The organism is Haliscomenobacter sp. (assembly GCF_965225875.1).
Lineage (GTDB): Bacteria > Bacteroidota > Bacteroidia > Chitinophagales > Saprospiraceae > Haliscomenobacter.
Genome location: NZ_CBDDBS010000002.1, coordinates 1,685,395 through 1,707,085 on the forward strand (window position 1 = coordinate 1,685,395; position 21,691 = coordinate 1,707,085).

The window sequence follows — 21,691 nt, forward strand, 5'->3', positions numbered from 1 at the left end:
CTTTTTTCGTGGAGGACCGATGCAAATTGGTAGACAATTTCACGATGAATAACTCCCCTGCCAGGCGTATTTCCCAAAAAGAAACAAACCAATGCTCGCAACCGGCGTGATGATCAACATGGCGATTAGCCCAAAAATTAGATCATCCGGATGGCCTGAACTGACTTTGGGGATTCCCAATTCAAAGATTCCAAAATAGGCCGCAGCTAAACCCAACAACATCCAAAGTAAACCCATGAATTTTTTAAGCGGGTTTAGCCTTTTTACCCAAGTTCCCACTGCGGGTTTTTCATGCAAATACAACAATCCAATCACCAGGCTGATACTCATCAATAAAATGGGATAGTTCAAACCTGCGAGATAATACTGTGCGTCCCTACCCAGATTGGCTTTTTCAATCAAATACGTCGCAATCACCGGCGCCATTCCCCCAAAGATGCCATAACTGATGTGATAAGGCAATGAAAAGGAAGTGTAGCGAATTTGGATGGGGAACATTTCCACCAAAAAAGCAGTGGAAGGACTGGCCGAAAGGGCACAAATGATGACCAACAATAGGGTGAGCCCAATCAGGGTCCACCGGTCTGCCGTATTGATGGTAATGACCTGGCTCAATTCGGCTTCGCCCATTTCCCCCTGCTTAAAGCTTTGTTTTTCGATGCTTTGTTGGACGGTGCCATCGGTAAAAACCTGGGTATTGGTGGTAGTGCGCAAGGAATCACCGTTGGGCAGGAGCGTATAGCTGACAGTAAGCTCCTGGGCCGCCTTGTTTTCCGTGCGCTGAGCTGTAGAAGTAGTCCGGTACATTTGACCGTAAATGGGCCGAAAACAAAAAATGGCCAGCAAAAGCCCCAACATCAGCAAGGGTTTGCGGCCCACCCGATCGGATAGCCAACCAAAAAACACGTAAAAGGGATTGCCTAGCAACAAACCAAGCATGACGATTTGGGAGGTTTGGTTGTAGTCCAAAAAACGGAATTTGATCAAAAAATTCTGGACATAAACGATGGAGGCGTAACTGGCTACACCAATGCCCAGGGTCAGTCCAAAAGTGGCCAATAGCACAACTTTTAAATTCTCCTTTTTGCCCAATGCTTCCTTTAAGGGATTTTTGGAAGTGCGCCCTGCTTGTTTAGCTTCCACAAACAAAGGGGACTCGGCCATACTTTTACGGATGTAAATGGAAATGCCCACTAGAATAGCTGAAACCAAAAAAGGAATCCGCCAACCCCAGCTTTCCCAGTCAGTGCTACTCATGGCGTTTTTGGTCAGCAAGATGACCCCAAAGGAAAGGAGAAGTCCACAAGGCCCTGCTACTTGAATCCAGGAAGTCCAGAAGCCCCGCTCGCGCACCGGAGCGTGTTCGGCCACGAAGGTGGTGGCACCGCCGGTTTCGCCCCCAATGGCCAGGCCCTGCAATAGCCTTAAAATGAGTACGATCAGGGGGGCAAAAAAGCCGATGCGCTCGTAACTCGGCACCAGCCCCGTGACAAAAGTAGAGCCCCCCATCAGCACCAGGGTAGCCATGAAGGTGTATTTTCGCCCGATCAGGTCGCCCAGGCGACCGAAAAATAAGGCGCCAAAAGGACGTACCACCAAACCCGCCGCAAACGTAGCCAAGGTGGCCAAAAAGGCGGCAGTTGGGTTTTCTTTGGGAAAAAACTGGCTGGAAATAATACTGGCTAGTCCGCCAAAAATAAAAAAGTCATACCACTCAATCACCGTACCTACGGTAGCAGTGGTGATGATGGAGCGAAGAGAATGCGGTCGCATAGAATTTTTTAACGGGTCTTAGGTGTTTGATTCTTCAAATCTACTTAATGCTGCACCACCAAAGGTACTGTTTCCTGACGATCTGCCGTACTCAGCACCAGCGTATAAATGCCATTCGGCAAATCATGTCCGGGCATTTGCCAGCGCATTTTTTGCTGCTGGATTACCTCTACCTGACTGGTTTTGAGAACCCGCCCCAATACATCGTGTAATTCAATGCGGAGCTTTCCGGAAATGAGTGGAACAAAACTCAATTGGATCTCCGCATCGACTGGATTGGGGATTACCTGCAACTGAGCGGTTGGTGGCTGTACTTCGCGTACGGGCACCGTGGCCCTTGGTGGAGCTTTGAAGCGTACGCTGAGAATCTTGTTCTCCGCTGTGTTCCAGTTGACCTCAGCGATTACTTCTTTGCTCTTGTCATTGAAGTAAAGGTGAGTTACCGTGGTATCTACTCCCAGGAAGGAATCCCAGGCATTAGTGGTGTTTATAATGACATCGGTTACATCCAGCCAGCCCAGTATTTTGATCTTGGCATCCACCCTGTATTCCCGGTATTGGGTACTTTTTTCGCGTAAAACATCGTATTGAGCAGAAGGTAATTTCATGGTCCCGGAAGCGTTGACGCTGGAAATCCGGGAAACAGCCATCCGAATCCGAAGGGAGTCAAAGGCTGTGCCAGCTGGGAGGTAAGAGACGACCGCCGGAGGTAATTCAGAGACTGAGAAACCCTGCAAAATATTCGTGGAAGACGAATTGGTGTCGAAAAAATTCAGGGGTGCACGGCGTTCAGGAAACGCAGGGCGTAATTTATAAATCGCTTTCAGGTTGAATCCAAAAGGGTCAGTTCCAGCGTAGCCCATTGTTTCTAAACGGGTGGAGGTCAAGTTGTAATAGGTTTCAGTCACCCCATTGGTAGTGACCAAATCCGCCCCAGGGAAACTGGCCACATTTTTTCCAGCACTGGCTGGCAGAAAAATCTGATTGGCCAAAACACGAACCTTCAACTGGCTTAAATCCCAGGTCTGATTGAAGCCTGGCGGCGTATACATGCTTTGAGGGTCAACTGTCGGCTGATCATCAATGGCGTATCGCAGGGTATCGCCTGCCGCAGGAAAGGTAGAAGAAGTTACGGTGATTTGAGCAATGCTGCTCAGGCAGTAGGCAAGGAATACTGCACTGTAAAGAATTTTCTGCATAGTATGGTTTTTAGGTGAATGAGGCTGGGGAGCGTTATCAAACAATTGTTTTCTGGGAATGCTGCGTTGAGCTTTGCCTGGAAGGTAGCTTTAACAAATATAAGCAAAAAATCGTTTCAGGGCTAATTTTCTACAGCCCCTCCAAACCATTGTTCTTCAGACTGCAATTCCTGCAAGTCGCCCGAAATTTGATCCAAAATACCGGAAAGCTGATCCATAGGCAGACCAGCTTTTGCACCCAGTTCCAGCTCTTTTACCAATGTTGCCGTTTTTTTCAAGCCAACAAATTCCAACTGGGGCTTAAAACTATGGGCAATCAGGCTAAGACTGGTATAATCCGCAGTGTGCAGTGCCTGCTGCAACTGTTCCATCTCCAGAGGATACTGCTTCAGGAATTTTTTGATGAAATACCGCATTTGTTCCTCGTCGCCTTCGGTAAAATCACGTAGAAAGTTCAGATCCAAAAACTGATCCGTTTGCTCGGCAACGGTATCAGCGTTAGAGGATATTGCTTTTTCATCACTTTCCAACCCCAGTGCTTCGCCCATTACTGCGGCCAATTGGTAGGGTTTAAAAGGTTTGCTCAGGTGGGTGTTCATACCCGAAGTCAGGGCCCTTTCGATGTCCTCCTGGGTAGTGGCGGCAGTGAGGGCAATGATGGGCAGCTCGGGATCGGGAATGGTGTCGGATGCACGAATGAGCCGGGTAGCTTCGGTACCCGAAAGGGTCGGCATTTGCATGTCCATGAGCACCAGATCAAAAGGCCTGGTTTCAAGGGTGCTAATGGCCTCTTTGCCGTTGATGGCTTCTACAATTTCCGCATTTTCGAAATGGCGTAGAATGGCTTCGTGCGCAATTTCGCGATTGAGTTCGTTGTCATCTACCAGGAGAATGCGTAGCTTCTGCGTGGAATACATCTCAATTGGCTCCTCTGTTTTGATGCTGAGGTGTGCAGCATCAGTCAAAGGGAAAGGTATGGTGACCGTAAAAGTGGTGCCAACCGCAAGTGTACTTTCTACCTGAATTTCTCCGCCGTAAAGTTGTACCAATTCCTGAGTAACGGTAAGGCCCAAACCAGTCCCTCCGAAACGAGCCACCGTATCTTCCCCCGCCTGCTGAAAACTACCAAACACCGCCTTGATTTTTTCAGCGGGAATGCCAATCCCCGAATCGATGATCCTGAAACGCAAGTATACCTGTTGCTCCTCTTCGTGGGGTAAATCGGCATCTACCAGAATTCGTACTGCCCCTTTTTCTGTGAATTTGACAGCGTTGCCCACCAGGTTGATCAATATTTGGAAAAGCCGGGTGGGGTCGCCCAGGACAGCTTCTGGAACATTTTGCTGCAATTCCAACAAAAGATCAATGCCTTTATTTTGTGCCCTGAGGGCCAGTGATTCCTGAACATCCCGGGCGACACTTCCGGGCGAAAAGGGGATTTTGCGGAGTTGTACTGCCCCTGCTTCCAGTTTGCTCAATTCCAGAACATCGTTGACTACTTCATTCAAACGCTCCGTGGAATGGGAAATGGAAAACAACCATCGGCGTTGTTTTTCGGTGAGGGAGGTTTCCAGCAGCAGATCGGCAAACCCCGCGATCCCATGCAAGGGCGTACGGATTTCATGGCTGATGTGGGCCAAAAAACGTTGTTTGAATTGCTCTCCCTGCTCTGCCCGTTCCTTTTGAGCGATCAATTGTTGTTGAGTAGCGTTGAGGCTGTTCAAAGCGCGCCGCAGTACCTTGTTCGCCTTGGTTTTTTGCTGGTTGTTGAAGTACAGAATGGCCAGCAACAACAATGAGATCAGATAAGCCATGTGCAGGGTTTTGTGTGTTGCAAAATACAGCCATTGGAGGAGGCTTAGATCAGTCACTTTCCCGATGGTAGATTTGAGTTTCCAGTTGGTAAGGGGCTCAAGAAAAATGAACATTTATTTTGCCCCACTACTAAGTATTTCAAAATTTTGAAAACAATTCCAAAAATTCATCTTTCCGGTTGCGCGCCACACTCACAGTGGCCCCGTCTTCCATAATCAAATACCCGCCTTCGGAGCGCACAAACTGCTTGATGTGTTGAACGTTGACCAGGTGGGAATTGTGCACCCTGAAAAAGCCTTGACCGTCGAGAATTTCCTCCAGTTGTCCCATTGGTTTGGACACCATGAGTTTTTCACCCCCCAGCAAAACAACGATGGTGTACATGCGGTCACTTTCACAGCGCACGATATCGCGAATGGGTTTAAAAACCAGGCCTTCGGCGGTGGTCAGGGCAATTTTTTCAGGTAGGGCCACTTTGGGTTTACCTTGCTGGGCCAGTTGTTGTACCTGTTCGCGCAAGATGCGGTTCGGGCTCTTCAGGGCACGGCTGATGGCCGCCAGCAATTCTTCTCTTCCGATGGGTTTTTGGAGGTAATCGAGGGCACTGTAGCGGATGGCCTTGATGGCATATTGCTCGTGAGAGGTGGTGAAAATGACCTGAAAGTCCACTTGATCCAGGCGCTCCAGCATTTCAAAGGCGGTCATGTCGCCTAATTCGATGTCCAGAAAAACCAGATCCGGATTTTGCGCTTCGATGGCCGCAATTCCTTCTTGTCCGGTGCGGGCCTGACCCAGGAATTGGATGTTTTCGTTGCCGTATTTATTGAGCAGGAAGAGCAGTTTTTCCGCCGCATCGGCATTGTCTTCGATAAGGAGGGTTTTCAGCATGGCTAAAATACAATGGGTAATGGCGTAGAGCAAATATAGGGAAAAAGCTGTATCACAAGCCGCTTTTGTACTTTAAATATGGGTTAGATTACCCCCCAAAACAAAAACTCAATTGGATTTTACCGTAATCAATAGCTCACTCTCAAAAACAGCTGCTGGCGAAATGACGGTTTCATTGAGGGGTATCTTGTTGCCGTAGCGTTCTTTCATTTTCTTTTTTACGGCTTCGGCACTCAAATCAAAATGACTTAGTTTGTCGAGTTTGCCGATCTCAAGGCCAGTAGCCCGTTGGTAAACCTTCCAGATCAGTTCGGAACAGTAGATTTTGTCGTCCGACCATTCAAAGGTGGAATCGTAGTTTTTTCCTTTGAAACCTTCGCCCACTGCTTTCATTTTGCGCAACACTTCTGGAGTTAGCACCTGAGCAGCATTCTTCAGGCGTTTGACTACATATTTGCCTTCCTTTCCACGGGCAACCCACTGTTCAAGAGGTGTATATTTGACGGGCTGAATGGCTTCAAAAACAAAATATTTTTCACTTTCTTGAAAAATGATGCCGCAGTGGGAATATTTGGATTTGGTGGCCAATTGGATGGCCTGGCTTTGGCTGGATTGGGAGGTATGGAAAATGAGGTCGCCATTTTTGAGGGTCGCATTTTGAGAAAAAAGTGAAGCTATGCCCTTACTTTTTTCAGTATAAAGGCTAGCCAAGATTGTAAAGGCCATAAAGGAGAACAGTAATGTAGATTTCTTCATGTTTGTTGTGGTTTTAGGCGCAGCGCAAATTGTTTTACACCGAACGTTTTACTGCTGCGTTTTGGTGCCAAAGGTGGAGGGCAACTGCCCGGTGGCTTTTTTAACTGCCCGATTAAAAGTGGACTTGGAATTGAAGCCACATTCAAAGGCAAGAGCAAGGAGGGTATAATGGCTAAGTCTGGGATCATTGACTTTTTTCTGAAACTCAACAACGCGGTAGGCATTGACAAAATCGTTGAAATTTTTTTGAAAACCAGTATTGATAACATAAGAAACCCAGGAGTTATGGGTCTGTAGTTTTTCCGACAGGTCACTTAAGGTAAGTTCGGGATTGAGGTATAACTTTTCCCCTTGCATGATCGCTTCTACCTTTTTGCACCAGATTTGCACTTCAGCGAGGTCTGGTTTTTCTGCTTTTTTTGTGCTTGCTTCGAGATGGTTTGGTTCAGGATCGGAGCCAGGTAGATGGTGATCAAAAGTAAGCCGATGCGGCTGGACTTGGATATAGCCGTTAAAACTGATGTAGCAGATATTGAATGCGACAATAGCCCGCAAAATCCAGTCGTCTTGGTAAGAAAGGTGCATGAGCAAACCCAGTAAAAACAAAACAATGGCCGCCAAAACACTGAACACCACCAAAGCCAAAAAATGCCTGTACCAGCCCAGGCGAATGGTTTCGATGTCTGAGCGCTCGGTAGGCAACCAACGGCGATAACGCTGGTACAAACGCAGGGACAAAACCATGTAAACCAGCAGGGATACATTTTCGGCAATGCGCTCCCACCTTCCTATATACAATCGATCATGAACGCTTTGCGCCCACCAGTCTACCCCCTCTTTGCCACTGAGAAAAACCAGAATGTGGTAAAAAAAGTAAATGAGGTAGGGTAAAAAATGCCAGTAATCCCTGGGCTGAAATTTAAACTGAACATTGGTTTGGCTTTTCAGGTAAAAATAGACCAGAGGGCCAATGATCAACCCCGTATCCTGAGGAAAAAACCACAAGGCTTGCCCCAAAATGTAAATGCCCATGAATCCGAGCATTGAGGGAAGATTGGTAATGCACAAGGCCAGGATCAGCCCCGCCAGCCAAAAATCAGAAACCCGCTCTTCCGAAAGGCCTCTTTTGCAGAATTGATACACATAAAAAAGCCCTTGCAAAAAGGCAAAAAGCAGGACAAAGGCGTATAAGTTCACTTGAAAATCCATGCTATTACGGCGCTCGGGATTTTATCTCTGGCCAGAGACAAAACCCGATGCTGCAGAAAAAGTTTGGGGACAACCTCACACGACTGGACATTTTTGTTTTTTAAGCTCGGAGGACTTGAATAGCCCCTGGCTTTAGCCTGGGGTCATGGAAACGCCCCCTTGATTGGGCTTTAGCCACAGCCTTAATTTCAAAGGAGGGCTAAAGCCCAAATCGGAGGGTATTACTCCAACCCCAGGCTAATGAAGTTTTTTGAAATATTCGTTCTTTAGACCCTGGCGCATGAATTGCCTCCAGCTTTAGCTGGTGGTTCTAAGGCCAGATTTTAAATAAGCTTCAGCCCAAAACTCAATTTTGCAGCTAGGGCTAATGAAGTTTTCTTTAAAAAGCGTTCTTTGACATATTGGAACTAACATCAGCGAAAGGGCGATAAAAAGGCGACTGTAAAGCCCTTAGGCCCACATATTGAAGCAAAGGCTGGTTTTGATGACCAGGTTGTGCAAACCATTGTTCGACTTTAATTTTCAATGCATCCCATTGATCGACCAGGCGATGATTGTGCAAAAGATCTTGCTTGAGCCATCGCCACATTTTTTCAATGGGATTGAGCCAAGAAGCATAAGTGGGCAAAAACAACAATTGAACGGGTAAATTTTTACCCTTGAACTTTGCTTTAGGCTTGAGATGTTGCCATGATTTGGGTAAAATTATGGGGAATGGAGATTGCTGAGGAGCTAAAGCAGCAAGGACGTCGGGGTGAAAATGAACCGGCCAATTATCCAGGATGACCCAAATGGTTTTTTGAGGATGCTTCAGGGTGAGTTCCTCAAAAAATTGAATGATGGTGGGTACCTTGATTTTATGACGAATCAAATAGTGGGTTTGCCCGTTAGTCCATTTAAAGCGCCACAGATTCTGAACGTTTTATTGGAATAATGACCTAATCTACACAAGGGTTGCTTTTGCGAAGCTGGACTCCAGTCATAGCCAATCGTGGGCTGGAGATATACGGTGAGCTGATCCAAGAAATAAATTTCCTGCTCTCCACGATTATGGCTTCGGATTTGCTGTAGCAGGTACTCTACTTTGGCCTGATAAGCTGGATCAGGGCTATGTACATATTGGCGTGCTCGTAAATGGCGAACCCCAATTTTTTTGAGTACTTGCCACACTCCACCCAGGGAGTAGTCCTTAAATGCCTCGATCTTTTCCCTCAATGCCTTTAGCGTCCACCGACTTTGATCTAAACCAAAGTTAGTTGGACTTTGACCTACCACCAACTCAACCTGGGTTTGTAGTTGTGGGGGGCTTAGAGGGGGAAAACCCAGGCTTACGACCGCGGCCTGCCTTTTGTTCTAAGCCTTTGATGCCTCCTGCTTTGTAGCGAACCACCCAGTCATAGACCGTGTTCTTGCGCCGACGTCGCAGTAAGCCTTTGTTTGCAACTTCGTTGCCAAAGGAACCAGACGCAATTTGTAAAATGGCACTCGCTCGCTCTCGAAGATAGGGCTTGGGTGAACGTTTCAAGAGGCCTTCCAAGGCTTCTTTTTCCCCTTCGCTCAAGGTTAGATAGATTCTCATCTCTCCTCTTTTTGATGCTAAGTTACCAATATTTCAAAGATCGTTTTTTACGAAAAACTTCATAAGCCCAAAACTAGAGTTCGCTGCTTATCCACCAGCTAAAGCTGGAGGCAATTCATGCGCTTCGAACCTAAGATTGGAGAACGGTTATTTCAAAAAACTTCATAAGCCAGGGGCTATTCAAGTCCTCCGAGCAAAATGTCCGGTAGTGTAGAACAACCTATTTTTTATACCCCATCGATAATCCGGTATCCCCCACAACTTTGAGTTCTACACTGGCATTGTCATTCGATTGGTTCGCAATCACTACGGCTGTATTTCGGTCTACTTTCAGGCTTATCTTTTGATCTGGCTGTACGACCACTGGCGAGTGTTTTCCTCCATCAATTGGAGCGAGATGGATATTGAGCGGATGTTGAGCAATGTTTTTCAAATTGATGTGGAAAGAACCATGCTGGTTGTTGCCCAATACAAAACTATCCTGCGGGCCAATATTGGTCACAGAAGTCAAAGAACCAAAGATGCCACAGGAAACCATAAAGAATGCACTAAAACCACAGATCAGGGTGATGATGATCTTTTTCATAAATGGATGGATTAAAAGGGATGAAAAAATGATTGTGCCACAAAATTCCATCCTGAGGGTGGCTTGATCGCTTCAAAATATGATTTGACACCTGCTTAGTCAGCTGAAAAATGCTATTTTTGTTTCAACCAAAAACCCGCCCACCGATGCTAAAATGGTTACTTCCTGTTTTTTTGCTCGGCGTAGTTACCAGTGCTTTGGCCCAAAAGAAAGGGCAGGCGCTCATCGATTCTTTGCAACAGGTTTTGCCCAAACTCCAAAACGATCAAAAAAAAGTAAATACGCTCAATAGCCTCAGCTACGAGTTGCGCCGCTTCAATCCCGATACCGGTTTTTATTATGCCAGGCAGGCCTTACAATTGGCTCAAAGCATTGGCTCCAAATCGGGCGAAGCGGAGGCCAATCGCCTGGCGGGTGTCAATTTGTATCGTTTGGCGGAATATGCCCAGGCTTTGGACTATCACGAAAAAGCCAGTTCACTGTTCGAGGCAATCAACGACAAAAAAGGCCTGGCTGCCAATCTGAACAATACGGGCAACATTTACCTGGCCCAATCCGATCTTCCCAAAGCCCTGGCCTGTTACCAAAAAGCCTTGCCGATCAATGAAAGCATCGGCAATACGCAGGAAGTGGCCAACAACCTGAACAACATTGGCAATATTTACTATAGCACTGGGGAGAACCAGGCTGCACTGGAAAATTACTTGAAAGTTCAGCCCATTTATGAAAAACTGGGGAATGAGGCCAACTCAGCACTAACACTAGGAAACATTGGCACAGCTTACCAACGATTGGGTGATTTTCCACGTGCTTTGGGTTATTTTCAAAAGGCGCTGGCCATGTATGAAAAAATGGAGGATGAATCAGGGCAGGCTGGCTGTTTTGCAAGTATTGGAAATGTCTATTTCGATTTGAGAGATTTTAACCAAGCGCTAGGGTATTACCAAAAAGCACTACTTATTGGTGAGCGATTAGAAGACAAGCCTGGACAAGCCACGAACCTCAATTCAATAGGTTCGGTTTTTTATAACCTGTCCAATTACAACAAATCTTTAGAGTACCATGAACGCTCTTTGGCGATTTATGAAAAGATAGGCTATCAGGACGGAATAGCTGCTAACCTGGCCAACATTGCTAGTGTGTATCAAAAACAAGGAAAGATTCAGAATTCCTTGGATTTTTTCCAAAAATCTTTAACCATTTATGAGGCGATTGGCAGCAAATATGGTCAGGCAGTTGCCTGGAATAGTATTGGGCAAAACTATGCTGCCTTATCCAATTTTCCTTTGGCAATGAGCAGCCAACAACGGGCTTTGAAAATAAGTCAGGAAAGCAAAGACCTGGCGAATGAACAATTGGTTTGGAACGACTTGAGTATGTTGTATGAAAAGCAAGGTGATTACACCGCAGCCTATAAGGCCTATAAAAACTACATCACGCTGCGCGATAGCATCCAGGGACAGTCGATTAAAAAAGAAATTACCCGTCGGGAAATCCAGTTTGAATTTGACAAAAAAGAAGCGACGTACCAACTCAACCAGCGACTAACCGACGAGCAATTGCAAAAACAAGTGCTGCTCGCCAAACAACGCAGCCAGCAGCTGTTGCTCAGTAGCCAACAACTAGCACTAAGCAACAAGGAAAAAGACCTGCAACGCCTAGCCTTTTTAAAAGAACAGGCAGAAAAACAGGAGAAGGAAAAACAATTGACCCTGGTCGAAAGAGAGAAACAATTACAGGCAGCAGAACTCAGAACCATGACCCAGGAAGCTGCCTTACAACAAGCCACGATTCGGGCGAGGCAACAGGAGCGCAACATCCTCATTGTAGGTGCTGGGCTCTTAATTTTGGCGCTGTTTTTCATTTACCGCAACTTCAGCAACCAACGCAAATCCAATCGCCTGCTTTCTGCTGAAAAACAAAAGTCGGATAACCTGTTGTTGAATATTCTGCCCACTGAGGTAGCCGATGAATTGAAAGACAAGGGTTCCGCAACCGCGCGTCAATTTGACGATGTGACGGTGCTGTTTACCGATTTTGTCAAATTCACCACCATCTCTGAAACCCTTAGCCCAACCGCCCTGGTGGCCGAAATAGACCACTGCTTCCGGGCCTTTGATGCCATTATTGGAAAATACGAGATGGAAAAAATCAAAACCATTGGGGATGCTTATCTGGCTGTATCGGGCTTACCGACCACTGACCCCCTACACGCCCAAAAAGCCATTATGGCTGCCCGCGAAATTTGTGAATGGGTGGCTGATCCCAACAACCGCTCCAAGTTTGAAATTCGAATTGGGTTGAACTCTGGGCCAGTAGTAGCTGGAATCGTAGGGGTGAAAAAATTTGCCTACGACATTTGGGGGGATACGGTCAACACTGCCGCCCGGATGGAGCAAAACAGTGCGGCCGGAAAAATCAATATTTCGGGAAGTACTTATGCACTGGTTAAAGATGATTTTGCTTTTGTGCATCGAGGTAAGATAGAGGCCAAAAACAAAGGGGCGATTGATATGTATTTTTTGGAAACTTAACAATTGATCAAGCATTTTAAAAATAATTCAATGACTTGATCAGAAGCCACCACAAAACTTTACCCAGAAATAGAGTCGAGTTTGTGGTAGCTTCAGTCTTTTTCATCAATTGTTGTAACTAGAAAACACAACAGGAAGGTCGCTGATACAAAGAGTACCATTTGAGCTAATGCTAAAATTATAAGCCCCTACAGAGGGGAAATTCATGTTTGACCATGAGATATATTTACCTGATAAATCTTGAATCACAATCTTAATATTTTTTTTGTCTACCGGATAAATTCCAAAATAAGTTGGACTTCCAATCGCAGTATTGGTCGAATAGACTGGATTCAGATTGGATTGATGATCTGCAAACTGCGGATACACACAAAAGTTTCCATCTTTTTGATAAATCCCGATGAAAGCCCCATCCTCAGATTGCAACATGTTCCCAGTCTGCGGAAACCCCGTTATAGTAGTAGGTACACTGGTAGAAAAGCTAAAACTCCCATTTTCCCCCATGACCACTCCAGTCAGTGGTGGGGTTAAACTACTTTCATTGTCGTGAGGCGAATACAGCTCAATCTTAAAACTAAATTGGTTGCTCGGTGCATATGCGTTGTCCCCAAATGGTACCACAAATACCAATTCTTTATCGGAAATGGAATTGTGTAAGGTAACTTCACTCTGGTAACTTCCAATTTCTGGTTGGTTTAAATCGGTCATGGTGATCACAACCTTCAAGGTGTTGCCGAGGGGGGGATCAAAATTGAGGGTAAAACCCAGCCCTGGGTCAGCGGCTTTGACGCTGTTTACTTTTGCTGTTGGCATAATCTCGTGTTTTTAGATGGTTAAATTGTGTTGATCTCTGTTTCAAAGATGCAACAGTCGCCATCACAAGACCAGTCTCAATTTCCCGTTGGTTGATTCGGCTTTCCGCTTGGTAAATTTGTGGGGTTAATACTGTTTTTAAGGGTATAAAAGCACTCATTTTTTCTTTTGCTGATACTCCACCACCGCGTTCAATACTTTTTGGGTCAAAAAATTCGGGTTGTAATTCCTGGATTCAGCACCTGGCAGGACATTCCAGGCATTGAATACCACCACCAGATCGTACTCCGGAATAATGATCGGAAACTGGCCCCCGAATCCATTGCCACCCCAGGTAACTTCGGTGGCTTTGTTGCCATAGGAGCCCAGCCACCACTTGTAGCCGTAGCCACGATTGGGGCCAAATTTGCTGTAAGGAGAAACCGACTGCTGCACCCAATCTGCACTGATGATTTGTTGTCCGTCCCATTTCCCATTTTTCAGAAACAAGTAGAACAATTTGGCTACGTCGCTTTTTTCCAGATAAACCCCACCTTCACTGTCCACCAGTCCGAAGGGGGTACGTTTCCAAAAATAATTTTTGATGCCCAGCGGCTCAAACAAGTGTTTTACCGCGTATTCTTCAATGTCCCGACCCGTGGCGACCCGAAAGATATGAGCCAGCAATACAGTGGCACCACTGTTGTAATTGAACACTTTGCCGGGCTCATCCGACATGGGAAAATCGATGGTGAATTTGACCCAATCAAAACTGGCTTCCATGTTGCTACAGCTGTTGTTGGGATCGGAGTAGGGGAGGTTTTCGTGCCAATCAAATCCAGCGGTCATGGTCAGGAGGTGCCGGATGGTCATTCTCCTTTTGCGGTCATCAATGTTTTTGACAGTAGTGGTATCGAAAAAACTCAAAACGGGCGTGTCCAGATCCGGGAAATCCTTGCGGGTCACCGCCACCCCAACGATCATCGAAGTGATGGTTTTGGAAACAGACTGCAAGGTATGGAGTTTGCTGCCATGGTAAAAAGGGTGCCACCAGGCGGAGAAGTAGTTGTAAGGCCCGGTCGGATCGGTGGCATTCAAACCACCTTTTTCAATGGCTTCTTGCTTGTACAATTCGGCGTAATTGTGGCTGTACGATGCCTCATAAGCAATCTGGCCATGGCGGATGATCAGCATGCCGTCGACATTGCCGTATTTTCCGGCGGCAAAATCGCGGTCGAGGGCGGCGAGGGAGTCGGGGTTCAGGTTTAGTTTTTCAGGGCTGGTTTTCGTCCAGGCCTGGGTGGGCCATTTGTCCTGGGCATTGGCTGAAAGGAGACTGAGAAATAGGATGAGGGTGAGGATGGGTTTCATGGTATTGAGTTTTGAGCGATTCTTTACCTCGAATTTCTCGGAGAAACACGAAGCGACATATTTTTTAGCACAAAGAACACAAAGAGAGGCACAAAGGACACAAAGATGAGATGTTGACAAGCGATGCCCCCAAGGTTTGGTTTTTCTTTTTCCACATTTTGGGCAGAATGCCCTGTCAACGTCTAGCCTTTGTGTCCTTTATGCCTCTCTTTGTGTCCTTTGTGCTCCAAAAATGTCACTTTGGTGATCCTCTGAAAATCCGGGATGAATCACCATCAAAGACAAGACTTTATTTGATTCGTTTGCCCGGTAACACTTGCCCACCCTGAAACAAAGTCATACTTTCCACCTTGCCTTCCTTGACCGAAAATGTGACCCGAGCCTCCACCACCTTCAGAAAAAACTCGGTTTCAGATTTAGGAAACAACTCAAATTGCCCCTGACCAGTAGCCTGTCCAAAAAGTTTATTTCCAATTCGCGTAATCGTGATGGTGAAATTGGGCGCCAATTCATATACCCCCACGTAAGACTCCAAAACGGATTCTTCAACAGGGAATATTTTGACTCCTTCACCCACGCCCATTTTGGCCAACATGTCGGTGGCGTTGGTATTGCCGGGATTGAGCTCCAGGGATTTTTTATAATTTTCGATGGCTGCTTCCTTTTGGCCATCATTCATCAGTGCCTCCCCATAGCTATCGTAAGCGTTGGCGGATTTGGGATATTCGGTTACATTGATTTTGAACAGGGCAAGTGCCGCCTTGGTATTGCCCCCTTGCAAGTAAGTATAGCCCAGGGTATTGATCTCATCCTCGTTGAATTCGTATTTGTTTACCTGATCCTTTTTCAACTCCTCATAAACCTTCCAAGCCGCATCGCCACCTTGTGCATCTGCTGCTTTTTTGATGTCGATCAAAGCTGCTTTTTTGACCTCTATCAACTTGGCCGTCGAGTTGAGTAGGTGCATGCCCAGGTCATCGGCGCCCTTACTGGAGTTGGTCAACACTACGACTCCTTTACCTGTCTCCTTAACAAAACCGACAAAAGTGCGGTAACCACCGGTACCACCATTGTGCCAGATGACATCACCCTCGGCACCTTTGGAGATGTGCCAACCCAGGCCAACCCGGGTGCCGCCACCCACTTTGTCGTGCCGCGCCTGCTGGGAAAGCTGCATGGCGGGAAGCAACTTGCTTTTTTTCAAACCCATATTGGCCTGGAGGTAAATCAACATATCGTGAACAGAACTGCGAATGGCTCCTGCCCCGGCGAGGGTGGGGATATCCCAGTTGGAGACCTGTACGCCCTGGCTGTAACCCATGGCCAGGTTTTGCTTCATTTTTTCATCAAAGGTGATTTTGGTTTCTTTCATGCCCAGTGGATTGGCAATTTTGCTGAGCATCAATGCCTCGTAGGAAGTGCCTGCTTTGAGCGCAAGGATGTGGCCCAAAAGGCCCTGCGCCAGGTTGGAATATTCGTACTTGGAACCAATCTCACGGGGCAAGGTGTAGCCATTCAGGAAGGCATACATTTGATCTACGGTGTAATCTGCATAAGGGTTTGCGGGGTCTTTGGGGTTAAAATTCGTAGGCATTCGCGCCAGAGCTGAGGTATGATCGGACAAATGCCCGAGGGTGATCTGCTTGTCGTCTTTGGTGGGCAGTTTTACGGTGGAAGGCAGGTGCTTTTGAGCCGGATCGTCGGTTTTTACTTTCTCTTCCAATACGGCCTGAGCCAGCAAGATACCCGTAAAGGTTTTGGAAATGGAGCCGATTTCATAAATGGTATGTTCGTTGACGGGCTGTCCCCCTGCGGTTTTGCTGCCAAAGAGGTAATACTGCGGCCCGTCTTTGTCAATGATGCCGATGGCGATGCTCGGGCTGTAGCCGTTGGCGATTCGGGATTCGATGCTTTTGATGACTTCGGCGGGTAGGGCTTTTTGGGCAAAACTGGAAAGCGCAACAAGTGCAATGAGAATGGTAAATAGGTGTTTCATGTTTTATTTGGTTTAAAGGATGATCAGGCTAAGTTAACTTGGTAGTGAGTACCGTACTACGTTTTTTGGACAAATCCCTCCTTCCAGATGCTTAATCGGCTCAAAATGGGCTAAAAAATGAGCCGAATAGATGCTCTAATCGGCTCATTAAAGTTTTATCTACCCAAAAGCAGCCAGCCTTTCCTCATTTGCCCACCTTTTGCAAGTCCAGATCCTGAAAATCAAAACTAAAATCAATATTGGGCGAAATGCCTTTCATTTTAATGGATTGGGCCTTTCCGTTTTCATCCAGGGCAAATAGGGCGAGCGCGTCACAATTCATGTCCTGGTATTCCCATTTGATGGCAAAGGTATTGGCATTGTAAAAAGCCATCGGGCCATTTAATTTGGGCGAGCGGTGGCATTTGAACCAGAGTTGCTGCCCCTTTTCAAATACTTCCACCTTGCCGAACCACTTATCCTGGTAAATCCCGATGTAGTCTTCGTTCTTTATTTTGACGTTTTTTGAGGACTCCACTTTTTCCCAAACCTTTTTGGTAACCTCATCGCCAGCGCTTCGTTGCTGGGTCATTCTTTCGTTGATTTTATCCGTCCAGCCAAAATTGTCCAGGCCCAGGTAACTGTCCGCAATGGTATTGGATACAGCAGAAAAAAGCCCACCGCCACCATTCTCGGTATTGGTCAGGACCACAATGCCCAGGTTCAAATCGGGGTACATCGTTACGGACGTGAGCATGCCGGGCAAACCGCCAGTATGGGTCACCCGCATATTCCCTCTGATATCGCTCAAGCCCCAGCCCAGGCCGTAGCCATTGAAATGGGACTTGTAACGGGGATCAGGATTGGTGGGTAAAATGGTGTGCAAGCGCCACATCTCGTTTTGGTTCCTCACCGAAAATAGGGTAGACTTCAAACCTTCGCCGTACTTACCTTTATTCAGGTGCATCATCATCCAGGTGGACAGGTCCGCCACATTCGACAAAATACCTCCAGCTGCCGAGTTGATCTGCTCGCCAAAGGGGGCGATGGCTTTGATGGTACCTGATTCAGAGGAATGTGGGGTGGCCAGATTGCTCTTGTCTTTCATCAAATCCGGAGAGGCAAAACTATGGTTCATTTGCAGAGGCGTGATGATGCGCTTTTGCACAAAATCTTCGTAACTCATTCCGCTGACCCGGGCAATGACTTCCCCAGCCACGATGTACAGCAAATTGTCGTAATCGAACTTGGTACGGAAAGCCGAAACGGGTTTAAAGTATTGAAAAGCTGCAAGGACATCCTTGATTTTAAAATCCGAACCATCCGGGAAAAACATCAAATCGCCCACGCCCAGTCCCATTCCACTGCGGTGGGTGAGCAAATCCTGGATGTTGAAGTTTTCGGTCACGTAGTCGTTGTACATTTTGAACTCGGGGATGTGGTCCTTCACCTTATCTGTCCATTTCAGCTTGCCTTCTTCTTCCAAAATGGACAATGCAGCAGTTGTAAACGCTTTGCTGTTAGAGGCGATGGCAAAATTGGTGAATTCGTTGACGGGCTTCTTGGTATTGATGTCCGTTACCCCGTAGCCTTTTTGGTGAACCACTTTGCCGTCTTTTACCACCGCGACGGCGACACCCGCTACTTTGAATTTCGCGAGGGCATCGGTGACCAGGGCATCAATGTCCTTGGAGGCGATTTGGGCTTGAATGGGCGCTATAGACCACAGGATGAGGACGAATGCGGAAAGGAGACTTAGGTGTTTCATGGCGTAGGAATGTTTTTTGATTAAAAGAAGGTTTTTCACCACCTTAGCAACCTAAGGCACTGAAGTAATCACCTTAACAATTAGGCCTTGGGTAGTGCTTATTGCCCCCCTTTTTTATCAATAAACTGCCAGGAGTCGCTCTCCCAAACGTCGTATTCTCCGTCCTTAACAGTTTTGCAATTGGTACTTACTTTGGCTTTGCCATTTTCGAAGGGATAGGCACAGTCGTATTGAGGCTCGATGACAATGGCATTGGTGCCTGCATCGGCGTACCCGATTTTGCCATCCTTGACGATGCGATACAGGCCATCAGCAGGTGCATCGGGGCCATTGTCATATATGAATACGTCGTAGAGCACGTTTTTTTGTTCGTCGACGACTACCCATTTGTGGTCTTTTTCGAGCATGCTTAGTTTGCCCTGGTTGCTCGGTGCAGGGTTGGTACATGCGGCGAGGAAGAGGAGAAAAAGGGTGAAGGTGTTTTTCATGTATCTGGATTGAAAATGTGATTAGCACAAAATAGTAATCACATTTGATTTATTTCCCCGAATTCATTGTTGAAAATCAAATCTCCCGAAATTTCACCTAATCATCCCATGCATGGCGCATCAAAGCAAATAACCTGCTTTGATCCATTTTTTCTGCTTCAAGCCTTTTAGCAAGTTCTTGACAATACCAAACCGATGAATTCATCGAAGTATTTTTCATGTGTAGTATTGTTGACAGGGAATGATATTGTCCACTAGGTTATTGGTGTTTTAGCAACCATTTGATCAATTCTTCATTCTCAACTATACTCCAAGAATGAGGATGCCTACTGTTGTCAGGCTTTCTATACCCCTTGTTCTGCGTGGTTATTAATGTTGCATTTTGATGCCCAAGTTGATTCAATTCATTTACCATTGCCGAAAGGAAAGTAGAATTCATGCTTGTGTAATCCATACCACGTTCTTTCATCCACCAATGGATGTCAGGCTCAGTATAAATTCTCAATGGAACTGTGAGCAAGTTTTTAATCGCAGTCTGTGTAGTGTCCGAAAATGAATAGGGCGAAATTTTATGGTAGTTTGCAATCGAATTTTCAGGGGTGCCATGCATGATTTCTTGAATTTTTTTAACGAGGAAAACACTTTCTCCATTTGGCTGAGTGTTAACCGAAAGCCTTATATTCCGTTTACATGAATTATAGACTTGCTCAAAGTCAACTGGCGGGTCGATTGCAAAAACTGCATTTGGTTTTTGGTCGATTTCTTCGGCATATTTTAATACACAACTTCCACCTATAGAATAACCACCTAAGTAGAGAGGCTGGTCAGTAATGTTGTTTCTCCTCCTAACATCTGCTACTATTTTCGCAAATGATTGTTGACTTGAATCGTCAATTCCAAAAGAAAAAACACCGTCTTGCAGTGTTGGAATAATGGCCAATAGCCCACTTTCTGCTAATTGTCTGGGAAGTGATGATTGTTGCATCACTCTTTCTGCGGTTTCGCTAAAGCCGGGCAACAAAAAAATGTATCCTCTTATTGGTGCTGTTGAGGGAAAAATAATAGTATAACAATTTTTTGTAGTGTCGTTATCAAGGAACACTTTCGCGGTCTTAGGGTTGGTTGTTTTTTGAGCATTGCAACCAATCGTAAGAATAGAAAAAGTCAGAATCGTAAGTATAAATCTGGTCATTGTTGTGTGTTCTTTGTGTAATAGTTTGTCATTCTACACTTGCATTAAACGTGATGATATAAGCACAGTCTTGGTTTCGTTGAGGAAATCTTGACGCTGAAGGACTTTTGTGGTAAATGATGTGGAATCCTTTAATGCGAAGCTACCGCCAAATAAATCTCCACCTCGGAGTTTTCACCATTTTGAGAGTTCGGTCCGTACACTTCAAAATCATAAGTATATTTTCGTTTGAGCTCCTGGTCGCGTTGCCAAATATCTAACCAAACATCAATTACCGCTTTAGGCATTTCTCCTTTGGCATTAAATTTTTGAAAATTATCGGAAGGGAATTCACGACCAATGAGGCCGCTCGGAATTTCCTCCAGTGTTGTTACCGGAACGCCAATTATGGTAGTGTACTCTTCTGTGTAATCGCTTTTATAATCCGTATAGATCGCAAGGATCTCGAATGAAAGCTTGTTGGGAATTTTCTCCAGGATATTTTCCGCAAAAAAACGCCCCCAAAGATTGCCCAAATCCTCTTGCGATTGGTTGTTTTTGTTGCTTGTTCTCGTAGAGATTCCGATGATTTTGAATCCTGTTGTCATGGTTTTATTTTTTTTATTTTTGAAAGTTTAGGCAGTGCCAAAACTACCCTTTCCGCTTTGATTAGCGTTAAAAGCCATCAAAATATTTGCTTTCAAGTATGAACTTTTCCAGGTTTTTTATGCCTCATTTAGCTTGAAATAGCTTCCTTTTATAAATTCAAACAGCGTCTTAAACCATTGCATCCTTGTTGTATTTTCCCCTATACTCCAGGGGAGACATCCCTGTAAATTTTCTGAACACCTCTCTAAACGCTTTTACGTCGGAATAACCCACCTCGTACATCACTTCATTGACGTTTTTGCGGCTGCTTTCCAAAGCTTTTTTGGCGAGTTCAATTTTTACCCTTTGGGAATATTCCAAGGGAGTGACTCCCGTGGCTTTTATAAACCTGCGGTCGAAACTTCTGCGACCAATGGCAAATTTGGAAGAAATTTCTTCAATGGATAACTTTTCTTCAGCATTACTCTCCATGTACTTCTGAGCTTCCTGAATCATCTCATCTCCATGTAATTTATGGCCCGTAAAAATGCTAAACTCCGATTGGCTGTTCCGGTCTAATTCAATTTGTAAGACCTTGGAGCAATAGATGGCGGTCTGCCGATCATAAAATTTTTCGATGAGGTAGATCATCAAATTTAAAAAAGAGTAGGCTCCACCATTGGTATAGATGCCGTGTTCATCGGTGATCAATTTGTCGGCGCATAAATTCACTTTCGGAAACATTTCCCTGAACCGGTCGGTAAGCGACCAATGCGTGGAACAACGTTTCCCATCCAATACGCCAGACGAACCTAAAATGAAGGCACCAGAGCACATACTTGCTATTTCTGCTCCTTTTTTATACTGCTGCTTGATCCAGTCGAGCATCGCTTGATTATTGGGGTTGGCGGCAGGAGTGGCGGCCGGGATAATAATCAGGTCGGTAGTATTGATTTGTGAAAAATGTGAATGAGTTTTGATGGCCACCATCCCTTTTATAAATTCCTCTTTTGTAGCCGTACCGGCTATCATCACCTTGTACTTTTGCGCATGACCCTGTTTTCTCCAATAATCTTCAGCCTTTGCAAATACTTCAACTGCACCTACTACACAAGCCACTGTACTTAAAGCGCTTTGCTCCTGAGGGTATAAAATGGTGACTTGTTTCATCCTTTTTTAGAGACAAAACTATTGTATTT

20 protein-coding genes are annotated in these 21,691 nt (G+C 45.7%); 1 reads left to right on the forward strand and 19 read right to left on the reverse strand.

Features of this window, described 5'->3' with window-relative positions:
* Window positions 1–39: 39 nt before the first annotated feature.
* The 10 genes from ACO08K_RS09505 to ACO08K_RS09550 all read right to left on the reverse strand — a co-directional run bounded on the left by ACO08K_RS09505 (window position 40) and on the right by ACO08K_RS09550 (window position 9,805).
* Window positions 40–1,773 carry an MFS transporter gene (locus ACO08K_RS09505; protein ID WP_421796159.1) on the reverse strand — a complete coding sequence of 578 codons (1,734 nt, stop codon included), beginning with the start codon at window positions 1,771–1,773 and terminating at the stop codon, window positions 40–42.
* Between the two features lie 44 nt (window positions 1,774–1,817).
* Window positions 1,818–2,972: a T9SS type A sorting domain-containing protein gene (locus tag ACO08K_RS09510; protein ID WP_421796160.1), complete on the reverse strand. Its 1,155-nt coding sequence runs from the start codon at window positions 2,970–2,972 to the stop codon at window positions 1,818–1,820.
* Window positions 2,973–3,094: 122 nt separating this feature from the next.
* Window positions 3,095–4,900, reverse strand: a complete 1,806-nt coding sequence (locus ACO08K_RS09515) for an ATP-binding protein (protein WP_421796161.1) — start codon at window positions 4,898–4,900, stop codon at window positions 3,095–3,097.
* A gap of 25 nt (window positions 4,901–4,925) precedes the next feature.
* Window positions 4,926–5,675, reverse strand: a complete 750-nt coding sequence (locus ACO08K_RS09520) for a LytR/AlgR family response regulator transcription factor (protein ID WP_421796162.1) — start codon at window positions 5,673–5,675, stop codon at window positions 4,926–4,928.
* Between the two features lie 108 nt (window positions 5,676–5,783).
* On the reverse strand, window positions 5,784–6,431 hold the full coding sequence (locus ACO08K_RS09525) for a YiiX family permuted papain-like enzyme (RefSeq protein ID WP_421796163.1): 648 nt from the start codon (window positions 6,429–6,431) through the stop codon (window positions 5,784–5,786).
* Between the two features lie 48 nt (window positions 6,432–6,479).
* The gene (locus tag ACO08K_RS09530; protein WP_421796164.1) at window positions 6,480–7,640 is read right to left on the reverse strand and encodes a helix-turn-helix domain-containing protein; all 1,161 of its coding nucleotides are present in this window, start codon (window positions 7,638–7,640) and stop codon (window positions 6,480–6,482) included.
* Between the two features lie 379 nt (window positions 7,641–8,019).
* A complete protein-coding gene (locus ACO08K_RS09535) occupies window positions 8,020–8,511 on the reverse strand; it encodes a transposase (RefSeq protein ID WP_421796165.1) in 492 nt (163 codons plus the stop codon).
* The gene (locus ACO08K_RS09540; RefSeq protein WP_421796166.1) at window positions 8,508–8,855 is read right to left on the reverse strand and encodes a hypothetical protein; all 348 of its coding nucleotides are present in this window, start codon (window positions 8,853–8,855) and stop codon (window positions 8,508–8,510) included. The genes ACO08K_RS09535 and ACO08K_RS09540 overlap by 4 nt, the downstream gene beginning before the upstream one ends.
* A gap of 64 nt (window positions 8,856–8,919) precedes the next feature.
* The gene (locus ACO08K_RS09545) at window positions 8,920–9,219 is read right to left on the reverse strand and encodes a hypothetical protein (protein WP_421795433.1); all 300 of its coding nucleotides are present in this window, start codon (window positions 9,217–9,219) and stop codon (window positions 8,920–8,922) included.
* Between the two features lie 220 nt (window positions 9,220–9,439).
* Complete coding sequence (locus tag ACO08K_RS09550; protein WP_421796167.1) at window positions 9,440–9,805, reverse strand: hypothetical protein; 366 nt, start codon at window positions 9,803–9,805, stop codon at window positions 9,440–9,442.
* A gap of 146 nt (window positions 9,806–9,951) precedes the next feature.
* On the opposite strand from ACO08K_RS09550, the gene ACO08K_RS09555 reads away from it, so the two are divergent.
* Window positions 9,952–12,339, forward strand: coding sequence for a tetratricopeptide repeat protein (locus ACO08K_RS09555; RefSeq protein WP_421796168.1), 2,388 nt, complete (start codon window positions 9,952–9,954; stop codon window positions 12,337–12,339).
* 105 nt (window positions 12,340–12,444) lie between these two features.
* Here the strand turns inward: ACO08K_RS09555 and ACO08K_RS09560 are convergent, their stop codons facing one another.
* From ACO08K_RS09560 to ACO08K_RS09600, 9 genes are all read right to left on the reverse strand, one after another.
* A complete protein-coding gene (locus ACO08K_RS09560) occupies window positions 12,445–13,152 on the reverse strand; it encodes a hypothetical protein (RefSeq protein WP_421796169.1) in 708 nt (235 codons plus the stop codon).
* A gap of 156 nt (window positions 13,153–13,308) precedes the next feature.
* Window positions 13,309–14,502, reverse strand: coding sequence for a serine hydrolase domain-containing protein (locus ACO08K_RS09565; RefSeq protein ID WP_421796170.1), 1,194 nt, complete (start codon window positions 14,500–14,502; stop codon window positions 13,309–13,311).
* A gap of 289 nt (window positions 14,503–14,791) precedes the next feature.
* Window positions 14,792–16,498 (reverse strand): serine hydrolase, encoded by a 1,707-nt coding sequence (locus ACO08K_RS09570; protein ID WP_421796171.1) that lies wholly within the window; start codon window positions 16,496–16,498, stop codon window positions 14,792–14,794.
* Window positions 16,499–16,682: 184 nt separating this feature from the next.
* On the reverse strand, window positions 16,683–18,245 hold the full coding sequence (locus ACO08K_RS09575) for a serine hydrolase (protein ID WP_421796172.1): 1,563 nt from the start codon (window positions 18,243–18,245) through the stop codon (window positions 16,683–16,685).
* 98 nt (window positions 18,246–18,343) lie between these two features.
* Window positions 18,344–18,733 (reverse strand): WG repeat-containing protein, encoded by a 390-nt coding sequence (locus tag ACO08K_RS09580; RefSeq protein ID WP_421796173.1) that lies wholly within the window; start codon window positions 18,731–18,733, stop codon window positions 18,344–18,346.
* 97 nt (window positions 18,734–18,830) lie between these two features.
* On the reverse strand, window positions 18,831–18,953 hold the full coding sequence (locus ACO08K_RS09585) for a hypothetical protein (protein ID WP_421796174.1): 123 nt from the start codon (window positions 18,951–18,953) through the stop codon (window positions 18,831–18,833).
* A 39-nt stretch (window positions 18,954–18,992) separates the two neighbouring features.
* Window positions 18,993–19,925, reverse strand: coding sequence for an alpha/beta hydrolase (locus tag ACO08K_RS09590; RefSeq protein WP_421796175.1), 933 nt, complete (start codon window positions 19,923–19,925; stop codon window positions 18,993–18,995).
* 131 nt (window positions 19,926–20,056) lie between these two features.
* On the reverse strand, window positions 20,057–20,512 hold the full coding sequence (locus ACO08K_RS09595; RefSeq protein WP_421796176.1) for a GyrI-like domain-containing protein: 456 nt from the start codon (window positions 20,510–20,512) through the stop codon (window positions 20,057–20,059).
* 169 nt (window positions 20,513–20,681) lie between these two features.
* The gene (locus ACO08K_RS09600; protein ID WP_421796177.1) at window positions 20,682–21,662 is read right to left on the reverse strand and encodes a GlxA family transcriptional regulator; all 981 of its coding nucleotides are present in this window, start codon (window positions 21,660–21,662) and stop codon (window positions 20,682–20,684) included.
* Window positions 21,663–21,691: the final 29 nt, after the last annotated feature.

Bases quoted from the DNA above. Each gene is read 5' to 3' on its own strand.
- ACO08K_RS09505 (WP_421796159.1), bottom strand. From the start codon at position 1,773: ATGCGACCGCATTCTCTTCGCTCCATCATCACCACTGCTACCGTAGGT.
- ACO08K_RS09510 (WP_421796160.1), bottom strand. From the start codon at position 2,972: ATGCAGAAAATTCTTTACAGTGCAGTATTCCTTGCCTACTGCCTGAGC.
- ACO08K_RS09515 (WP_421796161.1), bottom strand. From the start codon at position 4,900: ATGTTCATTTTTCTTGAGCCCCTTACCAACTGGAAACTCAAATCTACC.
- ACO08K_RS09520 (WP_421796162.1), bottom strand. From the start codon at position 5,675: ATGCTGAAAACCCTCCTTATCGAAGACAATGCCGATGCGGCGGAAAAA.
- ACO08K_RS09525 (WP_421796163.1), bottom strand. From the start codon at position 6,431: ATGAAGAAATCTACATTACTGTTCTCCTTTATGGCCTTTACAATCTTG.
- ACO08K_RS09530 (WP_421796164.1), bottom strand. From the start codon at position 7,640: ATGGATTTTCAAGTGAACTTATACGCCTTTGTCCTGCTTTTTGCCTTT.
- ACO08K_RS09545 (WP_421795433.1), bottom strand. From the start codon at position 9,219: ATGAGAATCTATCTAACCTTGAGCGAAGGGGAAAAAGAAGCCTTGGAA.
- ACO08K_RS09550 (WP_421796167.1), bottom strand. From the start codon at position 9,805: ATGAAAAAGATCATCATCACCCTGATCTGTGGTTTTAGTGCATTCTTT.
- ACO08K_RS09555 (WP_421796168.1), top strand. From the start codon at position 9,952: ATGCTAAAATGGTTACTTCCTGTTTTTTTGCTCGGCGTAGTTACCAGT.
- ACO08K_RS09560 (WP_421796169.1), bottom strand. From the start codon at position 13,152: ATGCCAACAGCAAAAGTAAACAGCGTCAAAGCCGCTGACCCAGGGCTG.
- ACO08K_RS09565 (WP_421796170.1), bottom strand. From the start codon at position 14,502: ATGAAACCCATCCTCACCCTCATCCTATTTCTCAGTCTCCTTTCAGCC.
- ACO08K_RS09570 (WP_421796171.1), bottom strand. From the start codon at position 16,498: ATGAAACACCTATTTACCATTCTCATTGCACTTGTTGCGCTTTCCAGT.
- ACO08K_RS09575 (WP_421796172.1), bottom strand. From the start codon at position 18,245: ATGAAACACCTAAGTCTCCTTTCCGCATTCGTCCTCATCCTGTGGTCT.
- ACO08K_RS09580 (WP_421796173.1), bottom strand. From the start codon at position 18,733: ATGAAAAACACCTTCACCCTTTTTCTCCTCTTCCTCGCCGCATGTACC.
- ACO08K_RS09585 (WP_421796174.1), bottom strand. From the start codon at position 18,953: ATGAAAAATACTTCGATGAATTCATCGGTTTGGTATTGTCAAGAACTT.
- ACO08K_RS09590 (WP_421796175.1), bottom strand. From the start codon at position 19,925: ATGACCAGATTTATACTTACGATTCTGACTTTTTCTATTCTTACGATT.
- ACO08K_RS09595 (WP_421796176.1), bottom strand. From the start codon at position 20,512: ATGACAACAGGATTCAAAATCATCGGAATCTCTACGAGAACAAGCAAC.
- ACO08K_RS09600 (WP_421796177.1), bottom strand. From the start codon at position 21,662: ATGAAACAAGTCACCATTTTATACCCTCAGGAGCAAAGCGCTTTAAGT.